At 71.0% G+C, this 21,982-nt stretch carries 22 protein-coding genes and 1 riboswitch; of the genes, 12 read left to right on the top strand and 10 right to left on the bottom strand.

From position 1 onward, the window contains the following. Positions 1–54 precede the first annotated feature (54 nt). Complete coding sequence (gene hisC, locus ACIQVT_RS23770; RefSeq protein WP_403757361.1) at positions 55–1,134, bottom strand: histidinol-phosphate transaminase; 1,080 nt, start codon at positions 1,132–1,134, stop codon at positions 55–57. 453 nt (positions 1,135–1,587) lie between these two features. Between hisC and ACIQVT_RS23765 the strand changes: the two genes are divergently transcribed. The 3 genes from ACIQVT_RS23765 (at position 1,588) to ACIQVT_RS23755 (ending at position 5,126) form a co-directional block, all read left to right on the top strand. After that, positions 1,588–2,700, top strand: coding sequence for a LacI family DNA-binding transcriptional regulator (locus ACIQVT_RS23765; RefSeq protein WP_403757358.1), 1,113 nt, complete (start codon positions 1,588–1,590; stop codon positions 2,698–2,700). A gap of 287 nt (positions 2,701–2,987) precedes the next feature. Then, complete coding sequence (locus ACIQVT_RS23760; protein WP_403757355.1) at positions 2,988–4,067, top strand: metallophosphoesterase; 1,080 nt, start codon at positions 2,988–2,990, stop codon at positions 4,065–4,067. Positions 4,068–4,256: 189 nt separating this feature from the next. Continuing rightward, positions 4,257–5,126 carry a hypothetical protein gene (locus ACIQVT_RS23755; RefSeq protein ID WP_403757352.1) on the top strand — a complete coding sequence of 290 codons (870 nt, stop codon included), beginning with the start codon at positions 4,257–4,259 and terminating at the stop codon, positions 5,124–5,126. A gap of 99 nt (positions 5,127–5,225) precedes the next feature. On the opposite strand, the gene thiC is transcribed toward ACIQVT_RS23755, so the two are convergent. Beyond that, positions 5,226–7,010, bottom strand: coding sequence for a phosphomethylpyrimidine synthase ThiC (thiC, locus tag ACIQVT_RS23750; protein ID WP_403757348.1), 1,785 nt, complete (start codon positions 7,008–7,010; stop codon positions 5,226–5,228). Next, a riboswitch (TPP riboswitch) is annotated at positions 7,003–7,179 on the bottom strand. Its footprint overlaps the gene before it by 8 nt. Positions 7,180–7,260: 81 nt before the next feature. Here thiC and ACIQVT_RS23745 point away from each other — a divergent pair. Further along, positions 7,261–8,733 carry a YibE/F family protein gene (locus tag ACIQVT_RS23745; RefSeq protein ID WP_403757747.1) on the top strand — a complete coding sequence of 491 codons (1,473 nt, stop codon included), beginning with the start codon at positions 7,261–7,263 and terminating at the stop codon, positions 8,731–8,733. A 105-nt stretch (positions 8,734–8,838) separates the two neighbouring features. Here ACIQVT_RS23745 and ACIQVT_RS23740 read toward each other — a convergent pair whose 3' ends face one another. The 4 genes from ACIQVT_RS23740 to ACIQVT_RS23725 form a co-directional block, all read right to left on the bottom strand. Next, a complete protein-coding gene (locus ACIQVT_RS23740; protein WP_403757345.1) occupies positions 8,839–9,276 on the bottom strand; it encodes an SsgA family sporulation/cell division regulator in 438 nt (145 codons plus the stop codon). 99 nt (positions 9,277–9,375) lie between these two features. Then, a complete protein-coding gene (locus tag ACIQVT_RS23735; protein ID WP_403757342.1) occupies positions 9,376–10,287 on the bottom strand; it encodes an IclR family transcriptional regulator C-terminal domain-containing protein in 912 nt (303 codons plus the stop codon). A gap of 194 nt (positions 10,288–10,481) precedes the next feature. After that, positions 10,482–10,694: a DUF5326 family protein gene (locus tag ACIQVT_RS23730; RefSeq protein ID WP_403757339.1), complete on the bottom strand. Its 213-nt coding sequence runs from the start codon at positions 10,692–10,694 to the stop codon at positions 10,482–10,484. A gap of 133 nt (positions 10,695–10,827) precedes the next feature. After that, entirely contained in the window at positions 10,828–11,145 is a 318-nt protein-coding gene (locus ACIQVT_RS23725) for a cupin domain-containing protein (RefSeq protein WP_403757744.1), read from the bottom strand. A gap of 71 nt (positions 11,146–11,216) precedes the next feature. Here ACIQVT_RS23725 and ACIQVT_RS23720 point away from each other — a divergent pair, with 71 nt between their 5' ends. From ACIQVT_RS23720 to ACIQVT_RS23700, 5 genes are all read left to right on the top strand, one after another. Continuing rightward, a complete protein-coding gene (locus ACIQVT_RS23720; RefSeq protein ID WP_403757336.1) occupies positions 11,217–11,594 on the top strand; it encodes a phage holin family protein in 378 nt (125 codons plus the stop codon). Between the two features lie 7 nt (positions 11,595–11,601). Next, positions 11,602–12,093, top strand: a complete 492-nt coding sequence (locus ACIQVT_RS23715) for a low molecular weight protein-tyrosine-phosphatase (protein ID WP_403757333.1) — start codon at positions 11,602–11,604, stop codon at positions 12,091–12,093. Then, positions 12,090–13,241, top strand: coding sequence for a cystathionine gamma-lyase (locus ACIQVT_RS23710; RefSeq protein WP_403757329.1), 1,152 nt, complete (start codon positions 12,090–12,092; stop codon positions 13,239–13,241). Before ACIQVT_RS23715 ends, ACIQVT_RS23710 begins: the two co-directional genes overlap by 4 nt. A 307-nt stretch (positions 13,242–13,548) precedes the next feature. Then, on the top strand, positions 13,549–14,454 hold the full coding sequence (locus ACIQVT_RS23705) for a LysR family transcriptional regulator (RefSeq protein WP_403757325.1): 906 nt from the start codon (positions 13,549–13,551) through the stop codon (positions 14,452–14,454). An 89-nt stretch (positions 14,455–14,543) separates the two neighbouring features. Next, entirely contained in the window at positions 14,544–15,026 is a 483-nt protein-coding gene (locus tag ACIQVT_RS23700) for an NUDIX domain-containing protein (RefSeq protein ID WP_403757322.1), read from the top strand. A 6-nt stretch (positions 15,027–15,032) separates the two neighbouring features. Here the strand turns inward: ACIQVT_RS23700 and ACIQVT_RS23695 are convergent, their stop codons facing one another. Continuing rightward, positions 15,033–16,355, bottom strand: coding sequence for a globin domain-containing protein (locus ACIQVT_RS23695; protein WP_403757319.1), 1,323 nt, complete (start codon positions 16,353–16,355; stop codon positions 15,033–15,035). Between the two features lie 367 nt (positions 16,356–16,722). On the opposite strand from ACIQVT_RS23695, the gene ACIQVT_RS23690 reads away from it, so the two are divergent. Next, the gene (locus ACIQVT_RS23690; protein WP_403757316.1) at positions 16,723–17,589 is read left to right on the top strand and encodes a GNAT family N-acetyltransferase; all 867 of its coding nucleotides are present in this window, start codon (positions 16,723–16,725) and stop codon (positions 17,587–17,589) included. A 72-nt stretch (positions 17,590–17,661) separates the two neighbouring features. Here the strand turns inward: ACIQVT_RS23690 and ACIQVT_RS23685 are convergent, their stop codons facing one another. Next, positions 17,662–18,081 (bottom strand): heme-binding protein, encoded by a 420-nt coding sequence (locus ACIQVT_RS23685; RefSeq protein WP_403757312.1) that lies wholly within the window; start codon positions 18,079–18,081, stop codon positions 17,662–17,664. An 82-nt stretch (positions 18,082–18,163) separates the two neighbouring features. Beyond that, positions 18,164–19,366, bottom strand: coding sequence for an MFS transporter (locus tag ACIQVT_RS23680; RefSeq protein ID WP_403757308.1), 1,203 nt, complete (start codon positions 19,364–19,366; stop codon positions 18,164–18,166). A gap of 144 nt (positions 19,367–19,510) precedes the next feature. On the opposite strand from ACIQVT_RS23680, the gene ACIQVT_RS23675 reads away from it, so the two are divergent. Beyond that, positions 19,511–19,969: a MarR family winged helix-turn-helix transcriptional regulator gene (locus ACIQVT_RS23675; RefSeq protein ID WP_403757305.1), complete on the top strand. Its 459-nt coding sequence runs from the start codon at positions 19,511–19,513 to the stop codon at positions 19,967–19,969. Between the two features lie 9 nt (positions 19,970–19,978). Then, the gene (locus tag ACIQVT_RS23670) at positions 19,979–20,431 is read left to right on the top strand and encodes a GNAT family N-acetyltransferase (RefSeq protein WP_403757302.1); all 453 of its coding nucleotides are present in this window, start codon (positions 19,979–19,981) and stop codon (positions 20,429–20,431) included. A gap of 87 nt (positions 20,432–20,518) precedes the next feature. Here ACIQVT_RS23670 and ACIQVT_RS23665 read toward each other — a convergent pair whose 3' ends face one another. Then, positions 20,519–21,904 (bottom strand): serine hydrolase domain-containing protein, encoded by a 1,386-nt coding sequence (locus ACIQVT_RS23665; RefSeq protein WP_403757299.1) that lies wholly within the window; start codon positions 21,902–21,904, stop codon positions 20,519–20,521. Positions 21,905–21,982 lie beyond the last annotated feature (78 nt).

Raw genomic sequence — 21,982 nt, 5'->3', positions numbered from 1 at the left:
GAAGCGGCGCCCCCGTCGGGTGGAGCTGATCGAAAAGTGAAGGAGAGCGGTGGGCTACAGCGCCGCGCGGAACGCCTCGGCGGCCTTCAGGAAGATGTCGTTCGCCTCGGTCTCCCCGATCGTCACCCGCACGCCCTCGCCCGCGAACGGCCGGACCACCACCCCGTGCTCCTCGCAGGCCTGCGCGAACGCGACCGTCCGCTCCCCCAGCCGCAGCCACAGGAAGTTGGCCTGGGTCTCCGGCACCGTCCAGCCCTGCCCCCGCAGCGCGTCGACCACGCGCGTGCGCTCGCACACGAGCGAGCCGACCCGGCCCAGCAGCTCGTCCTCGGCCCGCAGCGAGGCGACGGCTGCCTCCTGGGCGAGCTGGCTCACCCCGAACGGCACCGCCGTCTTGCGCAGCGCCGCCGCCACCGGCTCATGGGCGATCGCGAAGCCGACGCGCAGCCCGGCGAGCCCGTACGCCTTGGAGAACGTCCGCAGGACACAGACGTTGGGCCGCTCCCGGTACAGCTCGACGCCGTCGGGCACCTCGGGGTCCCGGATGAACTCGCGGTAGGCCTCGTCCAGCACCACCAGCACGTCGGCGGGCACCCGGTCGAGGAACCGCTCCAGCTCGGCCCGCCGGACCACCGTGCCGGTCGGGTTGTTGGGGTTGCAGACGAAGATCAGCCGCGTCCGTTCGGTGATCGCGTCCGCCATCGCGTCCAGGTCGTGGACCTCACCCGGGGTCAGCGGCACCTGTACCGACCGGGCGCCGCTGATCTGCGTGACGATCGGGTACGCCTCGAACGACCGCCAGGCGTAGATCACCTCGTCGCCCGGTCCGCTGGTGGCCTGCACCAGCTGCTGGGCGATCCCGACGGAGCCGGTCCCGGTGGCCAGGTGCGAGACCGGGACGCCGAAACGATTCGACAGTTCCTCCATCAGCCCGGTGCAGGCCATGTCCGGGTAGCGGTTGAAGGCGCAGGCCGCCGTGGTCACGCTCTCCAGCACACCGGGCAGCGGCGGGTACGGGTTCTCGTTGGAGGACAGCTTGTAGGCGACCGGTCCGCCGGTCGCGGCCGGCTTGCCGGGCTTGTAGGTGGGGATTCCCTCCAGCTCGGCGCGCAGCTTGGGGTTCGTCTCGCTCACCGCAGTCCTCCTCGCGACCACCGGCGGACCATCGACGCCACCGGCTTCCCATTACTCCTCACCTTAAGAGGATTCGGCGCCCCTGCGTACAGGCATGGACGAGCAGCTGTGCGAACGCGGTCCGCGAACAGGACGAATGCCGCGCCGCCCCGCGGCATCCCGGGCATCACCGTACGAAGGCGTGCGTTTCGGGGGGCGCGCCGTACATATATCTAAGCGCCGGTGGCTCGCGCCGTGGCGCGCGTCCCTCGTGAAGGTGAGTTGAGACCTCTTCGAGACATCGGACCGTCGGCAGGTCCATCCGCGCCGACGCGTCACGTCGTACCATTGGATCGATCAACTACCTTGGTTTTCAAGGGAGTTGACTCCGTATGACCATGCAGAAACGTGCCTGTCAACGGGTGCATATGCGTCCGCACTACCCCACCGCATGAGCCCTACTATCGGCTCGCCATGACAGCAGCAGGGAAGCACCAGGTGAGCCGCGCGGAAACCTCGCGTCGAGGCAACCGGCCCGGCCGGGCCGGCATCAGAGATGTCGCCGCGGCAGCCGGGGTCTCCATCACGACCGTCTCCGACGCCCTCAACGGCAAGGGCAGACTGCCGGACGCCACCCGCCGCCACGTCCGCGAGGTCGCCGACCGGCTGGGCTACCGGCCCTCGGCCGCCGCCCGCACCCTCCGTACCGGCAAGTCCGGCCTGATCGGGCTGACCGTGACGACGTACGGGGATGAACCTTTCACCTTCACGGAGTTCGCCTACTTCGCCGAGATGGCGCGGGCCGCGACCTCGGCCGCGCTCGCCCGCGGCTACGCCCTCGTCATCCTGCCCGCGACCTCCCGCCACGACGTCTGGTCCAACGTGGCCCTCGACGGCACGATCGTCATCGACCCCTCCGACCAGGATCCGGTGGTCAGCGAACTGGTGCGGCAGGGGCTGCCCGTCGTCTCCGACGGCCGCCCGGCCGGCACGCTCCCCGTCACCGCCTGGGTCGACAACGACCACGCCGCCGCCGTGCTCGACATCCTGGACCACCTCGCCGCCTCCGGGGCACGCCGCATCGGCCTGCTCACGGGCACCTCGACGGACACGTACACCCACCTGTCGACCTCCGCCTACCTGCACTGGTGCGAACGGGTCGGCCAGGAACCCGTCTACGAGGCCTACCCCGCGCACGACCCGTGCGCCGGCACCGTCGCCGCCGACCGGCTGCTCGCCCGCCCCGACCGCCCCGACGCCGTCTACGGCCTGTTCGACCCCAACGGCACCGACCTGCTCGCCGCCGCCCGCCGCTACGGGCTCCGGGTCCCCGAGGACCTGCTGGTCGTGTGCTGTAGCGAGTCGACGGTGTACGCCGGCACCGAGCCGCCCATCACCACGCTCTCCCTGAAACCGCGCCGCATCGGCACGGCGGTGGTGCAACTGCTCATCGACGCCATCGAGGGCGTCCAGGGCGATCGTCCGGTCGAGCAGGTGATACCGACCGAGCTGATCGTGCGCACCTCGTCCCAGCGACGCCCGCCGCGCACGACGGTCAGTCCCCCCCGTACGCCGGACGACACGTGACACCCGGGCACCGGCACCGAGGCACACGGGGCCCGGCACGTCCCGGCACGAGCGGGGCCGGGGCGGCGAACGCGCGGCCGGCCGGTACCCCGGGCACCCGACGGCCTACCGAACACCTGCCCAAAGGGGGCGAAAGCCGCGGCGAACCGGAGTCTTGTTCCGATTCACCACCCCTGGGTCATCACATGGCGCTACGCGCATTCCTATGATGGGCCCACGACACCGTGGACCGCTGCGACCAGGCAGTCCGAAGCGGTGCAGCTGCGGCGCGATGGTGGAGGGGTCTGATGACTCAGGGGGCCGGTCAGGGACCCGAGATGGAGCGGACGGCGACGCTACGCGACTTCCGGGTACCCGCGTACGTCCACGAGACCGGTCCGTACGTCCACGCCGTCCACCCGGGCGACGTGGAACCGCACGCCGACGAGGTGTACCCGGAGGGGTACACCCCCACCCAGCGCGACCTGCCCGTCATCGGTCCCGGTGACACCCTCCAGGTCCCCGTCGAGCCGGCTCCCGCCGCCCCGGCACCACAGCCCGCCTCCGGTCCCGGACCGCTCTACGTCGTCGGTGACGTCCACGGTTACCTCGACGAACTGATGACCGCGCTCCGGGCGCAGGGCCTGGTCGACGCGGCGGGCCAGTGGTCCGCCGGCACCTCCCGGCTGTGGTTCCTCGGCGACTTCACCGACCGCGGCCCCGACGGGATCGGCGTCATCGACCTCGTCATGCGGCTGTCCGCCGAGGCCGCCGCCGCCGGTGGCTACTGCAAGGCACTCATGGGCAACCACGAGCTGCTGCTCCTCGGCGCCAAACGGTTCGGCGACACCCCCGTCAACTCCGGTGCGGGCACCGCCACCTTCCAGGCGGCCTGGCTGCTCAACGGCGGCCAAAAGACCGACATGGACCGCCTCCAGGACCACCACCTCCAGTGGATGGCCCGCCTCGACGCCGTCGAGGAGGTCGACGGCTATCTGCTCATCCACTCCGACACCACCGCCTACCTCGACTACGGCGACTCCATCGAGGCGGTCAACGACACCATCCGCGAGGCCCTGACCCGCAACGACGCCGACGAGGTCTGGGACCTGTTCCGCAAGTTCACCAAGCGCTTCTCCTTCCGTGACGAGGGCGGCGCCGACGCCGTCCGCTCGCTCCTCGGTACGTACGGAGGCACCCGGGTGGTTCACGGACACAGCCCGATTCCCTACCTCCTCGGCGAGGTCGGTTCCGAGGACGGCGAGGAGGGCACGGGCCCGTCCGTCGAAGGACCCCACGTCTACGCCGACGGCCTCGCCATCGCCATGGACGGCGGAGTCACCATGGCCGGCAAGCTGCTGGTCCAGCAACTGCCCCTGGAACGCTGACCGTTACCGGCACACCCCGTCGCGCGCGTCATCCGGCCGCATAACCGCAGGCCGGAATGCAATTTCCGGCAACCCCTGTCACCGCGCGCCGTACCGGCTCTACCATCGGCTTATCCGTAGCAGGCTCCCCTCCGTTTCTGCCCGACGGCTCGCCGGCGTGCGAGCCCCAGCCCTACGGAGCACCGGGGGATGCACATGAACAGCGTTCCGCAGCACCTTCTGAGCGAGGACCGCCAGGACTTCGAGCGGCTCCTCGACGAGGCGCTGCGCTCCGCACCCGACCGGCCGGACCTGGCCGCCGTGGGTCAGCGGCTCAATCCCGAACAACTGCGCACCATGGCCCGGAACGCCGGCGCCCTGATCACCGCGGCCGCGGCGGCCGAGTACCAGCACTACGTCGAGGTCCGCGACGAACTGCGGCACCCGGCACTGTCCGCACAGCCCGCCACCGGCAGCCCCGGCGCCGCGGAGGCCGGCCCGGACACCACGGACCTCGCCGCCGCCCTCGGGGAGGCCGCCGACAGCACCGGCGCGGGTGCCGTCGCCGTCATCGCCGTCCTCGCTCCCCTCCTCTCCGGAACCGCAGCCGTCCTCTTCCTGCTCGTCGGCTACATCCTGAAGGCGCTGGACCCCGGGCACGCCTTCGCCCGGACCATGCTCACCACCGGCTGGGTGTTCGGCGCGCTGACGGCGGCCGGGATACTCGTCGCCGCCGTCGGGCTGCTGCTCACCGCCCTGCGCAACAGCACCTCGGCGGAGGCCCGCGCCCAGAAGGCGGCGCACGAGGAACTGGTCAGAGCCAGAGAGGCCTGGCAGAAGGCGCTGCTGGAGCGCGGCATCCTGCCGTTCCTGCGGGAGGCGCTCCGCGACCCGGGTCCGCCCGCCGTCCGCCGCACCACCCCACCCGCGCCGACGACCGGCCGCATCCCGCGTCTGGGCTACGACCGTCCCGGCTTCAGCAGTCCCGGGGACGAAGGCACCGCGACCGGCCGCCCGAGCTTCACCAGTCCCGACTACACGAGCCCGGACTACGGCGGTCCGGAGCACCAGCCCGACTGACCGCACCCGCGGCGGTCCCGGCCGGGCCGGCCGGCCGGAGCCCGCCGCGCCGGCCGTCCCGTCACGGGCCCGGCACGCGCGGCGGGTTCACCGCACCTGTCAGTCGGCGATCGGCAGGTACACCCGGTTGCCCGCCGCCGCGAACTCCTGCGACTTCCGGGCCATGCCCTGCTCGATCTCGGCCCGGTCGCCTCCGTGCTCACGCCGGATGTCCTGCGAGATCTTCATGCTGCAGAACTTCGGCCCGCACATGGAGCAGAAGTGGGCCGTCTTGGCGGGTTCCGCGGGCAGCGTCTCGTCGTGGAACTCCCGTGCCGTGTCCGGGTCCAGGGCCAGGTTGAACTGGTCCTCCCACCGGAACTCGAAGCGGGCGTCCGACAGCGCGTCGTCCCACTCCTGGGCACCCGGATGCCCCTTGGCCAGGTCGGCCGCGTGCGCGGCGATCTTGTAGGTGATGACGCCGGTCTTGACGTCGTCCCGGTTGGGCAGGCCCAGGTGCTCCTTGGGCGTCACGTAGCAGAGCATCGCCGTACCCCACCAGGCGATCATCGCGGCACCGATGCCGGAGGTGATGTGGTCGTACGCCGGCGCGATGTCCGTGGTCAGCGGGCCGAGCGTGTAGAACGGCGCTTCATCGCAGATCTCCTGCTGAAGGTCGATGTTCTCCTTGATCTTGTGCATCGGGACGTGCCCGGGGCCCTCGATCATCGTCTGTACGTCAAAGCGCCTGGCGACGCGGTTGAGTTCCCCGAGCGTCCGCAGTTCCGCGAACTGCGCCTCGTCGTTGGCGTCCGCGATCGAACCGGGCCTGAGCCCGTCCCCGAGCGAGTACGTGACGTCGTAGGCGGCGAGGATCTCGCACAGCTCCTCGAAGTTCTCGTACAGGAACGACTCCTTGTGGTGGGCCAGGCACCACGCGGCCATGATCGATCCGCCGCGCGAGACGATGCCCGTCTTGCGGTTGGCGGTGAGCGGGACGTACGGCAGCCGGACGCCCGCGTGGACGGTCATATAGTCCACGCCCTGCTCGGCCTGCTCGATGACGGTGTCCTTGTAGATCTCCCAGGTCAGTTCCTCGGCCTTGCCGTCCACCTTCTCCAAGGCCTGGTAGAGCGGCACCGTGCCGATGGGGACGGGGGAGTTGCGCAGCACCCACTCGCGTGTGGTGTGGATGTTGCGGCCGGTGGAGAGGTCCATGACCGTGTCGGCACCCCAGCGGGTCGCCCAGGTCATCTTCTCGACCTCCTCCTCGATGGAGGACGTCACCGCGGAGTTGCCGATGTTGGCGTTCACCTTGACCAGGAACCGCTTGCCGATGATCATCGGCTCGATCTCCGGGTGGTTGACGTTGGCCGGCAGCACGGCTCGGCCCGCCGCAATCTCCTCCCGGACCACCTCGGGGGAGACGTTCTCCCGGAGGGCCACGAACTCCATCTCCGGTGTGATCTCGCCCCGTCGGGCGTACGCGAGTTGGGTCACCGGGCGGCCGCTGCGTCCCCGCCGCGGCTGGCGGGGACGGCCGGGGAAGACCGCGTCCAGATTGCGCAGCCCGCCCCGCGGCGAGGTGTGCTTGAGCCCGTCGTCCTCGGGGCGTACGGGACGGCCCGCGTACTCCTCGGTGTCACCGCGGCCGATGATCCAGTTCTCCCGCAGCGGTGACAACCCCCTGCGGACGTCCGTGTCGGCGAGCGGATCGGTGTACGGGCCCGACGTGTCGTACAGCGTGACCGACTCCCCGTTGGTGAGGTGCACCTGACGGACCGGCACGCGCAGGTCGGGGCGCGAACCCTCGACGTACGCCTTGTGCCAGCCGATGGACTTCCCGGCCTCGTCGGACTTGTCGTCCCGAACGGAGGCAGGCGTGCGTGCGTCCTTGTTGGTCATCAGACCTACTCCCTACGCCGGCATTACCCGGTAACAGGTTCGGCGGTCGACGCAGCGGATCCCGTATGCCGATGTTCTGGGTGGAACCTGGGTGTTCCACGTGAAACATCGCGTCTACGGAGGTCAGCGCCCTCTCAGCCCGGTGCTCCGAGCTCCCGCGTGTGCAAAAGGTGTCTCCACGCTAGCGGCATGGAGGGCGCGGTGAACAGTAGGCCCCCGCGCTTGTTGCGATGATCGGGCGGTGACCAGGATGCAGCAGTATCCCCACCAGCCGTCCGATCCGCCCCGCCGCGACGCCGCGGAACCGGCCGACGGGCACGGCGACGGGATCGGTGAGGGCGGCCATCCCACGCACGTGCACGACAGGGGCGCCGGTGAGGGCGGCCACCTCACGCACGCGAGGGGCAGCGACGGAGGCGGCCATCACGGCCACGCGCACGGACACGGCCCGGCCGCACCGGTCTCCCGGCATCTGCGGAAGGTCATCGCCGCGATCCTGGTTCCGTTCACCGTGGCGGTCGTGGTGGGCCTGGTGGTGCTGTGGCCCGACGGAGCCCCGTCCCACACCCGCACCGGCGTCGGCTTCGACCGGCAGACGCAGCAGGCCACGGTCACCCGCGTCAGCGAGGTCGACTGCGCCTCGGTGAACGCGTCCGGCGCCGCACCGCCCGGCGCCCCTGCCACGGGTGGCGGCGCTTCCGCGGAAAAGGGAGCCGGCAGAACCTGCGTCAAGGCCACCGTGCGGGTCGACACCGGCGGGGACAAGGGCCGTACGTTCACCGAGATCGTGCAGCCGGACCAGACCCGGCAACTGCACCAGGGCGAGAAGGTCGTCGTCGCCTACGAGCCCTCGGCACCGAGGAACCTCCAGTACTCGGTGACCGATGTGAACCGGGGCTTCCCCATGGCGCTGCTCGCGGGGATTTTCGCCGTCGCCGTCGTGGTGGTCGGCCGGCTGCGCGGGGTCATGGCACTGGTCGCCCTGGCGGTGAGCTTCCTGGTGCTGACCCTGTTCATCCTGCCCGCCATCCTCCAGGGCTCCGACCCCCTGGTGGTCGCCGTGGTGGGAGCGAGCGCCATCATGCTGATCGCGCTGTACATGTGCCACGGCCTGTCGGCCCGCACGTCGGTGGCGGTGCTCGGCACGCTGGTCTCCCTGGCGCTGATCGGCCTGCTCGGCTCGATCTTCATCGGCTGGTCCGCGCTGACCGGCAACACGGACGACGACACCGGTCTGATCCACGGCCTGTATCCGTCGATAGACATGAGCGGTCTGCTGCTGGCCGGCGTCATCATCGGCTCGCTCGGTGTCCTGGACGACGTGACGGTGACGCAGACGTCGGCCGTCTGGGAACTGCACGAGGCGAACCCGGCGATGGGCCGGCGCGGACTGTACCGGGCGGCCATCCGCATCGGCCGCGATCACATCGCCTCCGTGGTCAACACCCTGGTCCTCGCCTACGCCGGTGCCGCGCTGCCGCTGCTGCTGCTGTTCTCGATCGCCCGGAGCAGCGTGGGGACCGTGGCCAACAGCGAGTTGGTGGCCACGGAGATCGTGCGCACGCTCGTGGGGTCGATCGGCCTGGTCGCCTCGGTGCCGGTCACCACCCTGCTGGCCGCGCTGGTGGTCTCGGCCGACCGGCCGGAACCGGCCGCCGCGGCGACTGCCGGAGCGCGTCCCGGACCGACGCGCGGCGGCCGGGGCCGGCGCCGGAAGCGGTGAAACGCCGCGGTCCGTCGGGAGCCGGCGGTCCGCGACCGGCTGAAGAAGCGTTCCTGCACAACCGCGGGCGGGATGACGAAGTGTCGGCGCCCCTGCCGTGAGGCTTCAGCCCGTGCTCTGTTCCTCGGCCAGGATGCGGTCCAGGGCCTCGTCGAGATGCGTGTCGAAGTCGGCCAGCGCGCCCTCCTGCCCGAGGGGGACGAGCTTGTCCGTGCGGTCCAGGAAGGCCACCAGCGGCGGCGTCGAGGAACGGAACAGCGCTTGGTCCGCGCCCACCTGGAGTCGGATCAGCACCTCGCCCAGCACCTCGACGTCGGCGGGGGCGATACGCACATCACCCTCCCCGCAGGGCCGCCCCACCCCGTCGATCAACAGTTCACGCCCGAAGGCCCAGGTCACCGGGGCGTCACCGGGCAGATGGAAGGTGAGCCGTACCGCGTACGGATCACAGGTCTCGTAGCGCAACTCCACCGGGATGCGGAAGGAGAGCTCCTCCGACACGAGAAAGCTCATCATGACTTCTGCCTGTACGGACTCGCGCATCGCCTACCCCGTCATATGACATCGACTGGCCGGGATTGATCCCTCTAGCCCTGGGTAAATCTTGCTGAACGTACGCGACAGATCACAAGGAGTGAGTTTTCACATACTGATAGAAAGCGTGAGTGACCCGACGTGCCGGCCGATCTCCGTCTGGAGCCGACGCGCGGCGGGCAGCAGCCGGTCCGCCCGCTGGGCGGGCAGGGAGATGGCCAGGGTGGCCGCGGTCGCGCCGACCGTGATGGGGACCGCCGCGCAAACCGTCCCGAGCGCGTACTCCTGGCGCTCCACCATCAGTTCCATGCGCCGGGTGCGGGCCAGCCGTCGCAGCAGCGCCCCGTGGTCCCGCACGGTGTACGGCGTGAGGGGCTGGGCCGGGTAGCGGGAGAGGTGGTCGCGCCGGGCGTCCTCGTCCAACTGCGCCAGCAGGCACTGGCCGACGGCATGGGCGTGGCCCGTCTCACGGAAGTCGGCCCATTCCTCGACCGCGGGAGCCTCACGGGACTCGGAGACGCACATCATGTCGATCTCGCCGTCCCGGTACATCGCGTAGTACACCGGCACACCGATCGAATCCCGCCAGTGGGCAAGGATGTTCCCCACCGAGCTGCGACGTTTCTGCTGTGCTCCGCTGCTCGCGAGCCGCGCGGCGGCGTCACCGAGGAAGAACAGGCCCTTCTCCCGGTAGAGATAGCCCTCGTGCACCAGGGTGCGCAGCAGGTGGTAGGTCGTGGGCAGCGCGAGGCCCGTCTCACGGGCGAGCTGTTTGGCGGGGGCACCGTAGGACCGGGCGGCGACGGCCTCGAGCAGGCGCATGGCGCGCTGGACGGATCCGATGAGCGTCGCGCCGGCCGGTGGTCCCGGCGCGTCGGCCGTGGGCTGTCCGGGGACGGCGGGGGTCGTGGACCGTCCGGGGGCGGCCAGGGGCGCCGGCCGCTGGGCGGGCGGCGCGCACGAGCGTGGTGGGACGGGGGGTGCGTGGGGTTCTGCCGGTGCGGTGTCGACCGTGGCCAAGGGGTACTCCCGTAGCGCGAGGGGGCAGCCCGTGCGGGAAGGGCACGGAGGGGGGTCTGCGCCACCCACGGAGCCGGATCCCGTGGGGAGTTCCGGACTCTAACCGTCGGCCACCGCGCGCAGACGGCTCCCGCGAAAACTTCCCTCCCCCGAGGGAACCGATGGCCCCGCCATGCCGCCGGCCCCCAGGGGGCTCACCAGTCGCTGCGCGACGAGGAGCTCGCCACGAACTTGCGTACGACGTAGATCAGTCCGCCGACCAGGGCGACGAAGACCAGCAGCTTGAACAGCAGGCCGATCACGAACCCGACGACGGTCGCTATCAGGCCGCCGAACACGACCAGGGCGATGACCGGCACCGCGACCCACTTCACCCACCACGGCATCCCCGCGAAGATCTCCCGCATCGTCCTCGTCCCTCGTGTTCTCGTGCGCTGTCGATGTCCTGCACACGATGCTAGGGCCGCGAAGGGGCTCCGAGGGGGCCGCGCACCCCTCGTCCTCCCCTGATCCGTCCCCTAGGGACTTCGGGGTCCGGGCTCACGCCTCGGGGGGAGAGAACACGACGAGAACCCTGAGGTCCTCGCTGATGTGGTGGAACTTGTGCGGCACCCCGGCCGGGACGTAGACGACGCTGCCCCGCGCCACCTGCGTGGTCTCCGCACCGACGGTGATCGACGCCCGGCCGCTGACGACGAAGTACACCTCGTCCTGGCGGTGGGGCTTCTGCGGGTCCTGCTCACCCGCGTCGAGGGCGTACAGGCCGACCGACATGTTCCGCTCGCGCAGGAACTGGAGGTAGGCCCCGTCGTGGGCGGCACGCTCCGCCTCCAGTTCGTCCAGCCGGAATGCCTTCATCGCCGCCGCCCTCGCCTCACTGCTCACCATGCCCCTGCTGGTCGACCGTCCGGTCTGCCACGATCAGACACATGAAGAATTTCGTAGTCAAGACGATCGCCAACGCGGGCGCCCTGGCCGTCGCCGTGTGGCTGCTCGACAAGATCACCCTCACGGGTGACAACACCGCGAAGAAGGCCGGCACGCTGGTCGTCGTCGCGCTGATCTTCGGCCTGGTGAACTGGCTGGTCAAGCCCGTTGTGAAGCTGCTCACTCTGCCGTTGTTCATCTTGACCCTGGGGCTGATCACCCTGGTCGTCAACGCGCTGATGCTGCTGCTGACCTCCTGGCTGTGCGGCAAGCTCGACCTGAGCTTCCACGTGGAGGGCTTCTGGACGGCCGTGCTAGGCGGACTGATCATCTCGATCGTCTCCTGGGCGATGCATGTCATCCTGCCCGACGAGGACTGAGCCCGCGATGACCTACCGCGTCTGCTTCGTGTGTACCGGCAACATCTGCCGCTCGCCGATGGCCGAGTCCGTCTTCCGCGCCCGCGTGGCGGAGGCCGGGCTCCAGGATCTGGTGGCTGTCGACAGCGCCGGCACCGACGGCTGGCACGAGGGCGAGCACGCCGACCCACGCACCGTCTCGGTCCTGGAGGAGCACGGTTACGGCGCCGAGCACGTCGCCCGTCGGTTCGAGCCGTCGTGGTTCGCCCGTCTCGACCTCGTGATCGCCCTCGACTCCGGACACCTCAGGACCCTGCGCCGTCTCGCGCCGACCGGGGAGGACGAAGCCAAAATCCGCCTGTTCCGCTCCTACGACGCCGCCGCCGGCGACGACCTCGACGTTCCCGATCCGTACTACGGACAGCGTGACGGCTTCGAGCGGTGTCTTGAGATGGTGGAGGCGGCGAGCGCGGGTCTGCTCGCCGCCGTACGGGAAGAGCTGGAGGAACGGGCCGCATGAGCGACGACGCCACGAGGGACGAGGGACGCGCCGGAGACGGGACGCGCGCGGTGCGGGCCGGGCTGCCCGAGCCGGTCAAGCACGAGCCGACCCTGCCCGGACCGGTGTTCGCGGCCCACTTCCACCTGCCCGGCGAGGTGACGGGACCGTACGCCTACGGCCGTGATGACAACCCGACCTGGACCCTGCTGGAGCGCGCCGTCGGCGAGCTGGAGGCGCCCGGGCGGGAGGACGTCGAGACCCTGGTCTTCGCCTCCGGCATGGCGGCGATCTCCGCCGTGCTCTTCTCCCAGCTGCGGGCGGGCGACGCGGTGGTGCTCCCGTCCGACGGCTACCAGGTGTTGCCGCTGGTGGGCGCCCAGCTGGAGGCGTACGGCATCGAGGTGCGCACCGCGCCGACCGGCGGCGACGCCCAGCTGGACGTGCTGGACGGCGCCCGGCTCCTGTGGATCGAGTCCCCGTCGAACCCGGGGCTCGACGTCTGCGACATCCGGCGGCTCGCGGAGGCGGCACACGCGCGTGGCGCTCTGGTGGCCGTCGACAACACCCTCGCCACGCCCCTCGGGCAGCGCCCGCTGGAGCTGGGCGCCGACTTCTCCGTGGCCAGCGGCACCAAGCAACTGACCGGGCACGGTGACGTCCTGCTGGGCTACGTCACCGGCCGGAACGCCGAGACGATGGCGGCCGTGCGCCGCTGGCGCAAGATCGCCGGGGCGATCTCCGGGCCCATGGAGGCCTGGCTCGCGCACCGGTCCATCGCCACGCTCCAGATGCGTGTCGACCGGCAGGACGCCACCGCGCTCGTCCTCGCCGAGGCCCTGCGGCAGCGGCCCGAGATCTCCGGCCTGCGCTACCCGGGGCTGCCCGACGACCCCGCGCACAAGATCGCCGCGCAGCAGATGCGCCGCTACGGCTGTGTCGTCTCCTTCACCCTGCCCACGCGGGCACGTGCCGAGCGGTTCCTCGAGGCCCTGCATCTGGTGGAGGACGCGACCAGTTTCGGCGGGGTGCGGTCCACGGCGGAGCGGCGGGGACGCTGGGGCGGGGACGCGGTCGCGGAAGGCTTCGTGCGGATGTCGGTCGGCGCGGAGGACCCCGAGGACCTCGTGGCCGATGTCCTGCGCGCCCTGGACGAGTCGGCGGACTGAGCCGGGGTGGGCGGCCCCGGGCGGACGGGCCACGCCGGACGCCGTGCCCCGGTGCCGGACGCAGTGCCGGCCGGTGGTGACCCGGTGCAGGCCTCGGGCGGCACGTCTCCGGGGCCTTCGGTGACGGTCCGAGCCTCCCCCCTCGTGGCTCGGACCGTCCGCGGCCCCGTTGCCGAAGAGCCGCGTGGTCAAGGCTAGTTGACTTAGCGTCAGTGTCCAATCACGCTAGCGACAGGAGTCTATCGACATATTTATAGTGGGTGCCTGCGCGGGGGCCGGAGGAGAGGCGGGCAGAGGGAGGCATGCCATGGATCTGGCCCTGCTGCGGACCTTCGTCACCGTGCACCGGGCCGGCTCCTTCACCCGCGCCGCCGCACTGCTCGGCCTCTCCCAGCCGGCCGTCACCTCGCAGATCCGCACGCTCGAACGGCAACTGGGCAGACCTCTCTTCCTCCGCCAGGCGCGCGGAGTGGTCCCGACGACCATCGGTGACGAACTCGCGCACAAGGCGGCACCGCACCTCGACGCCCTGGTGGAGATAGCCCAGAGCAGTCTGGACGACGAGTCTGCGCCCCGGACGCTCCACCTGGCCGGGCCCCCGGAGTTCACCGCCGAACGTGCCCTGCCCGCTCTCACGGGGCTCACCGGCGAGGACGGCCGGCGCCTGGCGCTGCGTGCCTCCTTCGGCACCGCCGAGGACGTGCTGGAGGGACTGGCCTCCGGCCATCACGACCTGGCCATCAGCACGGTCCGGCCACGCGGGGCCCTGCTCAGCGCCACTCCGCTCTGCGACGAGGAACACGTCCTGGTCGCCGCCCCCCGCTGGGCGGAGCGCATCGACTCCGAGGCGTTGCGGCTGAAGGGCGCACCGGTCCTGGACCACCTGCCCGTCGTCGAGGTGCACGAATCGCTGCCGTTCGTCGCGCGCTACTGGGCTTCCGTCTTCGACACCCGTCCGGCCGCCTCGGGCACGGTGGTCGTTCCCGATCTGCGGGCGGCCCTCTCCTGCGCGGTCGCGGGGGCCGGGCTGGCCGTACTGCCCCGCTATCTGTGCGCCCCGGCGCTCCGCCGGGGCTCGGTCGTCACCCTGCACGATCCGGTGGTCCCGCCGTTGCGCACGTACTTCCTGGTGGTGCGCACCGGCACCCTCGCCCTGCCCCTTGTCGCACGGGCCTGCGAGTGGCTCCAGCGTGCCGCAACGGCCTGGTGCTGAGGCCGTGGTGGCCGGGCCTGCACACCGTGTGGTCCTCTCGTGGCGCTTTGCGATGTTTCACGTGGAACCAGCCGGGCCACATTTCTCCCATGACCGTCCGACCCGTGGTCAAGCGCACCGCCCGCGCCGTTCTGCTGGACGGTGACGACCTGATCCTCATCAAGCGCACCAAGCCCGGCGTCGATCCGTACTGGGTCACCCCCGGTGGCGGGGTCGAGCCCGGGGACTCCACCGTCGTGGACGCCCTGCACCGCGAGGTGTACGAGGAACTCGGCGCCAAGATCGCCGATGTCGTGCCGTGCTTCGTGGACACCGTCGAGCACATCGGCGAGGACAGCAGCACGACCGGCGTGAAGGTGCAGCACTTCTTCGTCTGCCGCCTGGAGTCCATGGACCCCTCCCTGCGACACGGCCCCGAGGTGGAGGAGCCGGCCGGGGAGTACGAGATCGTCCGCATCCCGTTCACCCGTGTCGGCATCGCCTCCGTCCACCTCGTCCCGCTGTCCCTGCGCCACTACCTCGACGGCAACATCGAGGGTGTGCGCGCGATGCACGCCCCGGACCTGGGGTGATCATGGTCAGCGGGTGACGACGAGTCGTTCCTCCACCGTGTCGTGCCGTATGCGCCCCGGTGGGACACCGATGTCCCGCAGGACGGCGATGCCGCTGCGGATCATTTCGGGAGGTCCCGACAGATAGGCGTCGTGCTCGTACCAGGGACCGTATCCGCGTAAGGCGTCCGGGAGCCGCATCCGGGCCCGCTGATCGGTCACCGCGCGGACCGACAGCCAGGGGTGGCGCTGCTGGAGCCTGAGCATGGTGTCGATGTCGTACAGGTCATGGTCGGTGCGGGCGCCGTAGAACACCTCGACGGAGCGGCGTCCGCCGTGTCCGGCGACATCTTCGACCAGAGCCTTGATGGGTGCGATGCCGGTGCCGCCGCCCAGGCAGAGCAGTCCGCTGTCGGTGGTGTGGTCGACGGTCATCGAGCCGATGGGCGGGCCGAGCCGGATGACGTCTCCGAGCCGCGCCCGGTGGGTCAGCGCCTGGGAGACCCAGCCGGCCGGGACCGCTTTCACATGGAACGTCAGCAGCCCGTCCGGCCGGGGCGCGGAGGCGAAGGAGTAGTGCCGCCACACCCTCGGCCACCAGGGCGTCTCCACGCTCGTGTACTGGCCCGCGAGGAAGGGATAGGGCTGGGCGGGGCGGACCGTCAGGACGGCGACGTCACGGGTGCGCAGTTCGTGGGCGACGATCTCCGCCTGCCACCAGGGCGGTGCCCGCAGCTCGTCCGCCGCCGCCGCGTCGATCATGACCTGGGAGATCGTCGTGTACGCCCGTACCCAGGCCGCCTCGGTCTCCGGCGTCCAGGCGGTGCCGGCGTATTTGCTCAGCGCGCCGATCAAACATTCCCCCACCGCCGGGTAGTGCTCGGCGCGCGTTCCGTACTTGCGGTGTCCTCGGCCCAGGTTCTGGAGGTAGTCCACGAGGACACGTCTGTTGTCGAGGTGCTCGGCGGCCGTGAGCAGCGCCCTGAGCAGGCGGTCCCGCTGGGTGTCCATCGCGGCCGGGAACAGCGAGCGCAGTTCGGGGTGGCGGACGAAGAGGAGGGCGTAGAAGTAGGAGGTGACCTTGTCGGCGACGGGGGCGATCTCGGTCATCGTGCGGCGGATGAGGAGGGCGTCCCCGGAGTCCTCCGCCGTGGCCGGCGCCGACCGTCGCGCGAGCCCGCGCTCCGGAACCACGGAGTCCCGTGGAACGGGTGCCGGCGCGGGGCCTGACCCACTCCCGCCCGGCGATGCCTGATCACCGGCCGGCCCCGAAGGCTCCGCGTGCGGCAGGAACCAGCCGCCCTCGCCCGGCATGCCGTTCTCCCCCGACGTGGTGGTCGGCGCGTCCATGGTGTGCCCTCGCCTCGAACATCTCTCGGTCGGTCCGCGCACCCCGCTCTTCGCAGGGCGCATGCATTCCCCCGGCGGGTGGCCGGCCGTAGCACTCGGTCGGCAGCCTGCCATCCCGACCGGCTGCCGCGGTCGCATACCCGGAAACGCGAGTCTCGATCTCTCCTTCCCGTTAGGCTGCGTGTCCCGATCCCTTCCGTACGGGCGCGCGCCCCGCATCCCGCGCGGGAAACGTCCGCCGATGTTTCACGTGAAACGCCCTCAGCTGACCTCGCGCTGTCCACGAGGCCACGAGATGGCCAAAAGCACGTGTGTACGCATCGAAACGGGTGGACGGCGAGGGTGTCGGTCGGACAGCCTGACCTGCGTGCCGACTCCTCCTCTCGCCGCTCTGCCCATCCGCCGCCTGACGTTCCGCGATCGCACCGCGTGCGCCGATCTGTCCGAAGACCGGGGGTGGCCCCGCGAGGAACACAAGTGGGGTCTCCTGCTCACCGCCGGGAAAGGCCTGGGGATCGACGACCCCGAAGGCGGTCTCGTCGCCGCGTGCGTGATCACGGAGTACGGCTCCTGGGGGCGGCCGGATCTCGGTGCCATCGGCATGGTGCTGGTGGCCGGCCGCTACGCCCGCCAAGGTGTCGGCCGGCGCCTGATGCGGCATGTCATGTCAACCATGGGAGCCACCCCGCTGACCCTGCACGCCACGCCCCACGGCCGCCCGCTCTACGAAGAGCTGGGCTTCAAGGTGACGGGCCGGGCGGAGATGCTCAGGGGCGATTTCGTTCCGGACGGGGCCGAGCCGCGGATCGCCACCCGTGCTGCCACGGCGGACGATCTGCACGCGATCCTGCGTCTCGACGAAGAGGTGTTCGGCACCGACCGCACCCCCCTCATCACCCGGCTGCCGGCCTTCGCCGATCAGCTGAGGGTGGCGGAGGAGAGTGGTCGGCTCATCGGGTACACGGCCGCCTGGCCCAACATGGACACCCATGTCGTCGGCCCGCTGATCGCCCGGGACACGGAAACCGCCAAGGCGCTCATCACCTCACTGGCGGCCCGTACGGACCGTCCGCTGCGCACGGACATCGACGTGCGCCACGAGGAGTTGCTGGTCTGGGCGAAGGCGCGTGGGCTGGCCTCCGTGGCCTTCAACTCGGTGATGACCTACGGCATCACGGATCTCCCGGGGGACTGGACCCGGCGGTTCGCGCCGCTGACGGTGGCCGCGGGCTGAACCGCCGTACGACGCGTACGGGCCCCGCCGCTGGAAGCGGCGGGGCCCGTGTCACCGGCGTCGGTCGAGTACTCAGACGAGCGCCTGCACGGCAGCGGTGGCGAAACCGTGGTCCTGCTCCGGTGCGCCGCCACCGACGCCCACGGCGCCGATCAGCCGGCCGTCCCGGCGGACGGGGACACCGCCCGCGATGAAGAGCAGGGGCCGGTCCAGAGCCGTGGGCAGCGTGTGGAAGAGGCCACCGGGCTGCACGGCATCGACGAGGTCGGCGGTGGGCGCGTTCAACTGGAGCGCCGTGTAGGCCTTGCGGGTGCTGGTCTCACCGGAGATCAGCACGGCCCGGTCGTCCCGGCGGAAGGCGATCAGGTTGCCGCCGGCGTCCAGGACGGTGACGCTGACGGTGACTCCGGCGTCCTCGGCCGCGTGCCGGGCCGCGCCGATGAGCAGCTCGGCGTCCTCGATGGACAGCGGGGCTACGGCGGTGGTGCTCATGGAACTGTCTCCTTGATGGTGCGGTGGTGGATGTCCGCCGTACCGGGGGCGCGGTACGGGTGTGTGCGACGTGCCGGACGGCTCAGTGGTGGACGGGCTCGCGCGGTTCGGCGGCCGTCCCGGAGGCGACCGCGCCGGTCCCGTCGCGGCGCTCCAGGACGGCGGAGAGGACGGCCAGCACCAGGGCCGCTGCGGCCAGGGCGGCGCCCACCCAGTTGGGGGCCGTGTAGCCGAGGCCGGCCGAGATCACGAGGCCGCCGAGCCAGGCCGACAGGGCGTTGCCCAGGTTGAAAGCGCCGATGTTGACGGCTGACGCGAGCGTCGGGGCGCCGTGCGCCTGGTCCAGGACCCGCTTCTGGAGCGGCGGTACGGTGGCGAAACCGAGGGCGCCGATCAGCGCGATGGTCACCGCGGCCGCGATCTTGTTGTGAGCGGTGACGGTGAAGAGCGCGAGGACGACGGCCAGGGCGCCCAGCGAGACGTACAGCATCGGCATGAGGGCGCGGTCGGCGAACCGGCCGCCGAGGAGGTTGCCGCCGACCATGCCGAGGCCGAACAGGACCAGCAGCCAGGTGACCGAGGTGTCGGCGAAGCCGGCGACGTGGGTCATCATCGGCGCGATGTAGGTGACAGCCGCGAAGACACCGCCGAAGCCGAGCACGGTCATCGCCATGGCGAGCAGTACCTGGGCGTTCTTGAACGCGGCCAGCTCGTGCCGCAGGTGCACACCGTGCGGGCGCGGCAGGTCGGGCACGAGCTTGGCGATGCCGGCGAGCCCGATGACGCCGAGGACCGCCACGACGGCGAAGGTGACCCGCCAGCCGACGGCCTGCCCGACGAGGGTGCCGAGCGGGACGCCGACGACGTTGGCGACGGTCAGTCCGGTGAACATCATGGCGATGGCGCCGGCCTTCTTGTGGGGCGCGACCAGCTCGGCTGCCACGACGGAGCCGATTCCGAAGAAGGCGCCGTGGGCGAGTGAGGCGACCACGCGTCCGATCAGCATGACCGAGAAGGCCGGGGCCACCGCGGAGAGCAGGTTGCCGGCGATGAACAGACCCATCAGCAGCATCAGCATCCGCTTGCGCGGGACTTTGGTGCCGAGGACGGTCATCAGTGGGGCGCCGATGACCACACCGAGCGCGTAACCCGTCACGAGCAGGCCCGCCGTGGGGATGGACACCCCGAAGTCGCCCGCGACCTCGGGCAGCAAGCCCATGATCACGAATTCGGTCGTGCCGATTCCGAAGGCCCCGATCGCGAGGGCCAGTAGCGCGAGAGGCATGGGGGGTGACACCTTCCCAAACGATTGCAGAAGCGCTTTACGCTCGACCACAATAGTTGCAGGCGCGGGCTACATGCAAGCGGCGACTATTGCGGTCGTGCTCTACCCTGGTGGTGCAGCCGCTCCGGAACGGAGGAAACGCCAATGACAGCGACGGACCCCGCGCTCACCGCGCTCGCCCAGGGCTGGTGCGCCCTTTCCGCGCTGCACGGACGGATCGAGGCGCACATCGAGCGCGCCCTACAGGCCGGGCACGACCTGAGCGTGCGCGAGTACTCCCTGCTCGACGTGCTCAGTCGGCAGCACGACGGCGAGGGCGGGCATCTCCAGATGAAGCAGGTCGCCGACGCGGTGGTGCTCAGCCAGAGCGCCACCACCCGCCTGGTGACCCGCTTGGAAGACCGCGGCCTGCTGGAGCGGTACCTGTGCCCCACCGACCGGCGCGGCATCTACACCAACGTCACTCCGGCGGGGCTGCGCCTGCTGGAGGAGGCGCGACCCACCAACGACACCGCACTGCGCGAGGCCCTGGACGAGGCATCCGGGCATGCCGAACTGGCGCCACTGGTGCGGGCCGTGGAGTCCCTGAACGTGCCCGCATAGGGTGCGGACATGGGAGATCTTGAAATACGGGACGCGACCGCCGACGACCTCCCGGCGATCGTCGCCATGCTCGCCGACGACCCGCTGGGGGCCCAGCGCGAGTCGCTCGACGACCTGACGCCGTACCGGGCCGCGCTGGAACGCCTCGACGCGGACCCGAACCAGCACCTCGTCGTGGCGGTGCGCGAAGGCCATGTGGTCGGGACTCTTCAGCTCACGACCATCCCGGGCCTCTCGCACCAGGGAGCCACCCGCGCGCTCATCGAGGCCGTGCGGATCCATTCCGACGAGCGCGGCGGCGGACTGGGCAGCCAGTTGATCGAGTGGGCCGTCGACACCGCCCGGCGGCTCGGCTGCCGCTTCGTGCAGCTGACGTCCGACAAGTCACGCACCGACGCCCACCGCTTCTACGCGCGGCTGGGCTTCACCGCCTCGCACGAGGGCTTCAAGCTCCGCCTCTGACCGCCATCGCCGTGCCGGGCGGACAGGGGGAGCAGAAAGCGGAGCAAGGGGTGTGTTCCACGTGAAACACACCCCTCGGGTTCGGGGCTAACCGATGCCTCGCCACCCCTCGGGGCCGACGCCACCGGGCACCGGCGCACCTGGGTCGTACGGCTGTCGTGTGAACACGAACGAGCCGAGGTCGAGGTGGCTCATGGTCCCGTCGGGGTGCCGCACCGGCCGCAGCGCTTCCCCGGCGTAATAACCCTCCACACCCGTCCACGTGCCGTCGCCGTTCGGGCGGAAGCGGGCCCGACGGCCACCACCGGTCAGCGGTGCCAGCGCGAGGAGACCGTCGGCGGTCGCCCGGAGGCCGAAGGCATGCGTGCCCCAGTACCACTGGCCCACCAGCTCCAGCACCGCCGGATCCACCTCCCGCAGGGGCCGCCAGGGCTCGGGGATCCGTGGTTCCGCCTCGGCGACGATCCGGACGAGGTCCGCGCCCACCGCGCCCAGCAGCGGCCCACTGGTGCAGTTGGCCAGCACCACGGCGGCCACGTCGTCCTCCACGCTGAGGCTGAGGTTCGCGAGGAACCCCGGCAGGGAACCGGAGTGCCCCACGAGCAGCCGGCCGTCATGCCGCTGAATCTGGAGACCCAGGCCGTAGGTCGCCCCGTCCAGCACGTCCACCGCCTCGGTGGGTGCCGCGGGTGTCCGCATCTCCCGCACCGACTCCGCGCTCAGGACCCGGTCGTCCCCCTGCGCCAGGAACACCGCGAACCGTGCCAGGTCCCCGGTGGTCGACCACAGCTGGCCCGCCGGCGCCATCCGGCCCAGATCCTCCACCGGCTCGGGCAGCAGGGCGTCCGCCCACGGGTGCACCGCCCAGCCGCCCGCGTGCGGGGCGCGCGGCCGCGTACTCGTCCGGTGCAGACCGAGCGGCTCGAGGATCTCGTCGTGCAGCACCTTCTCCCAGGAGGCTCCGCGCACCTGCTCCACCAAGGCGCCGAGCAGCGTGTATCCAGGGTTGGAGTAGTGGAACCGCCGACCGACGGGATGCAGCAGCGGCTGGTCACCGAGCACATCGCTCAGCTCGGGCCGCAGCGCGCCGGGCGTCCGCTCCCACCACGGCGCGGGCGACTCGGCCGCCAGCCCCGCGGTGTGCGCGAGCAGTTCCGCGACCGTCGCCTCCCCCACGCCGGTGCCGGGCAGATGCTTCTCCAGTCGGTCACCGAGGTCCAGCGCACCCTCGTCGCGCAGTCGCAGCACCAGTACGGCGGTGAAGATCTTGGTGAGGGAGCCGATCCGGTACTGCACGGTCTCGTCCGGTCCGTGCCCGTCCACCGAGGTGCGGGCCCCGTGCCACACGGCCCGTCCACCCCGTACCACGGCGGCCACCAGCGAAGGAGCCCGCCCCTCGGCCTGTGCGACAGCGATCCGGTGCAGCAGGGCACGCCGGGTGCCGGGCAACAGTGCTTCCTGAGATGTCGTCATGGGCACAGTCCACCCGGTGCGCCGCCGGAGGTCGAACGCGGGTCTCCATGGGGCGAAGCCCGCCACCAGGGCGCGCGG

The sequence above is a fragment of the Streptomyces sp. NPDC100445 genome (assembly GCF_044759735.1).
Lineage (GTDB): Bacteria > Actinomycetota > Actinomycetes > Streptomycetales > Streptomycetaceae > Streptomyces.
The sequence above is the reverse complement of the archived record's forward strand: the minus strand, read 5'-3'. Positions and strand labels throughout refer to the sequence as shown.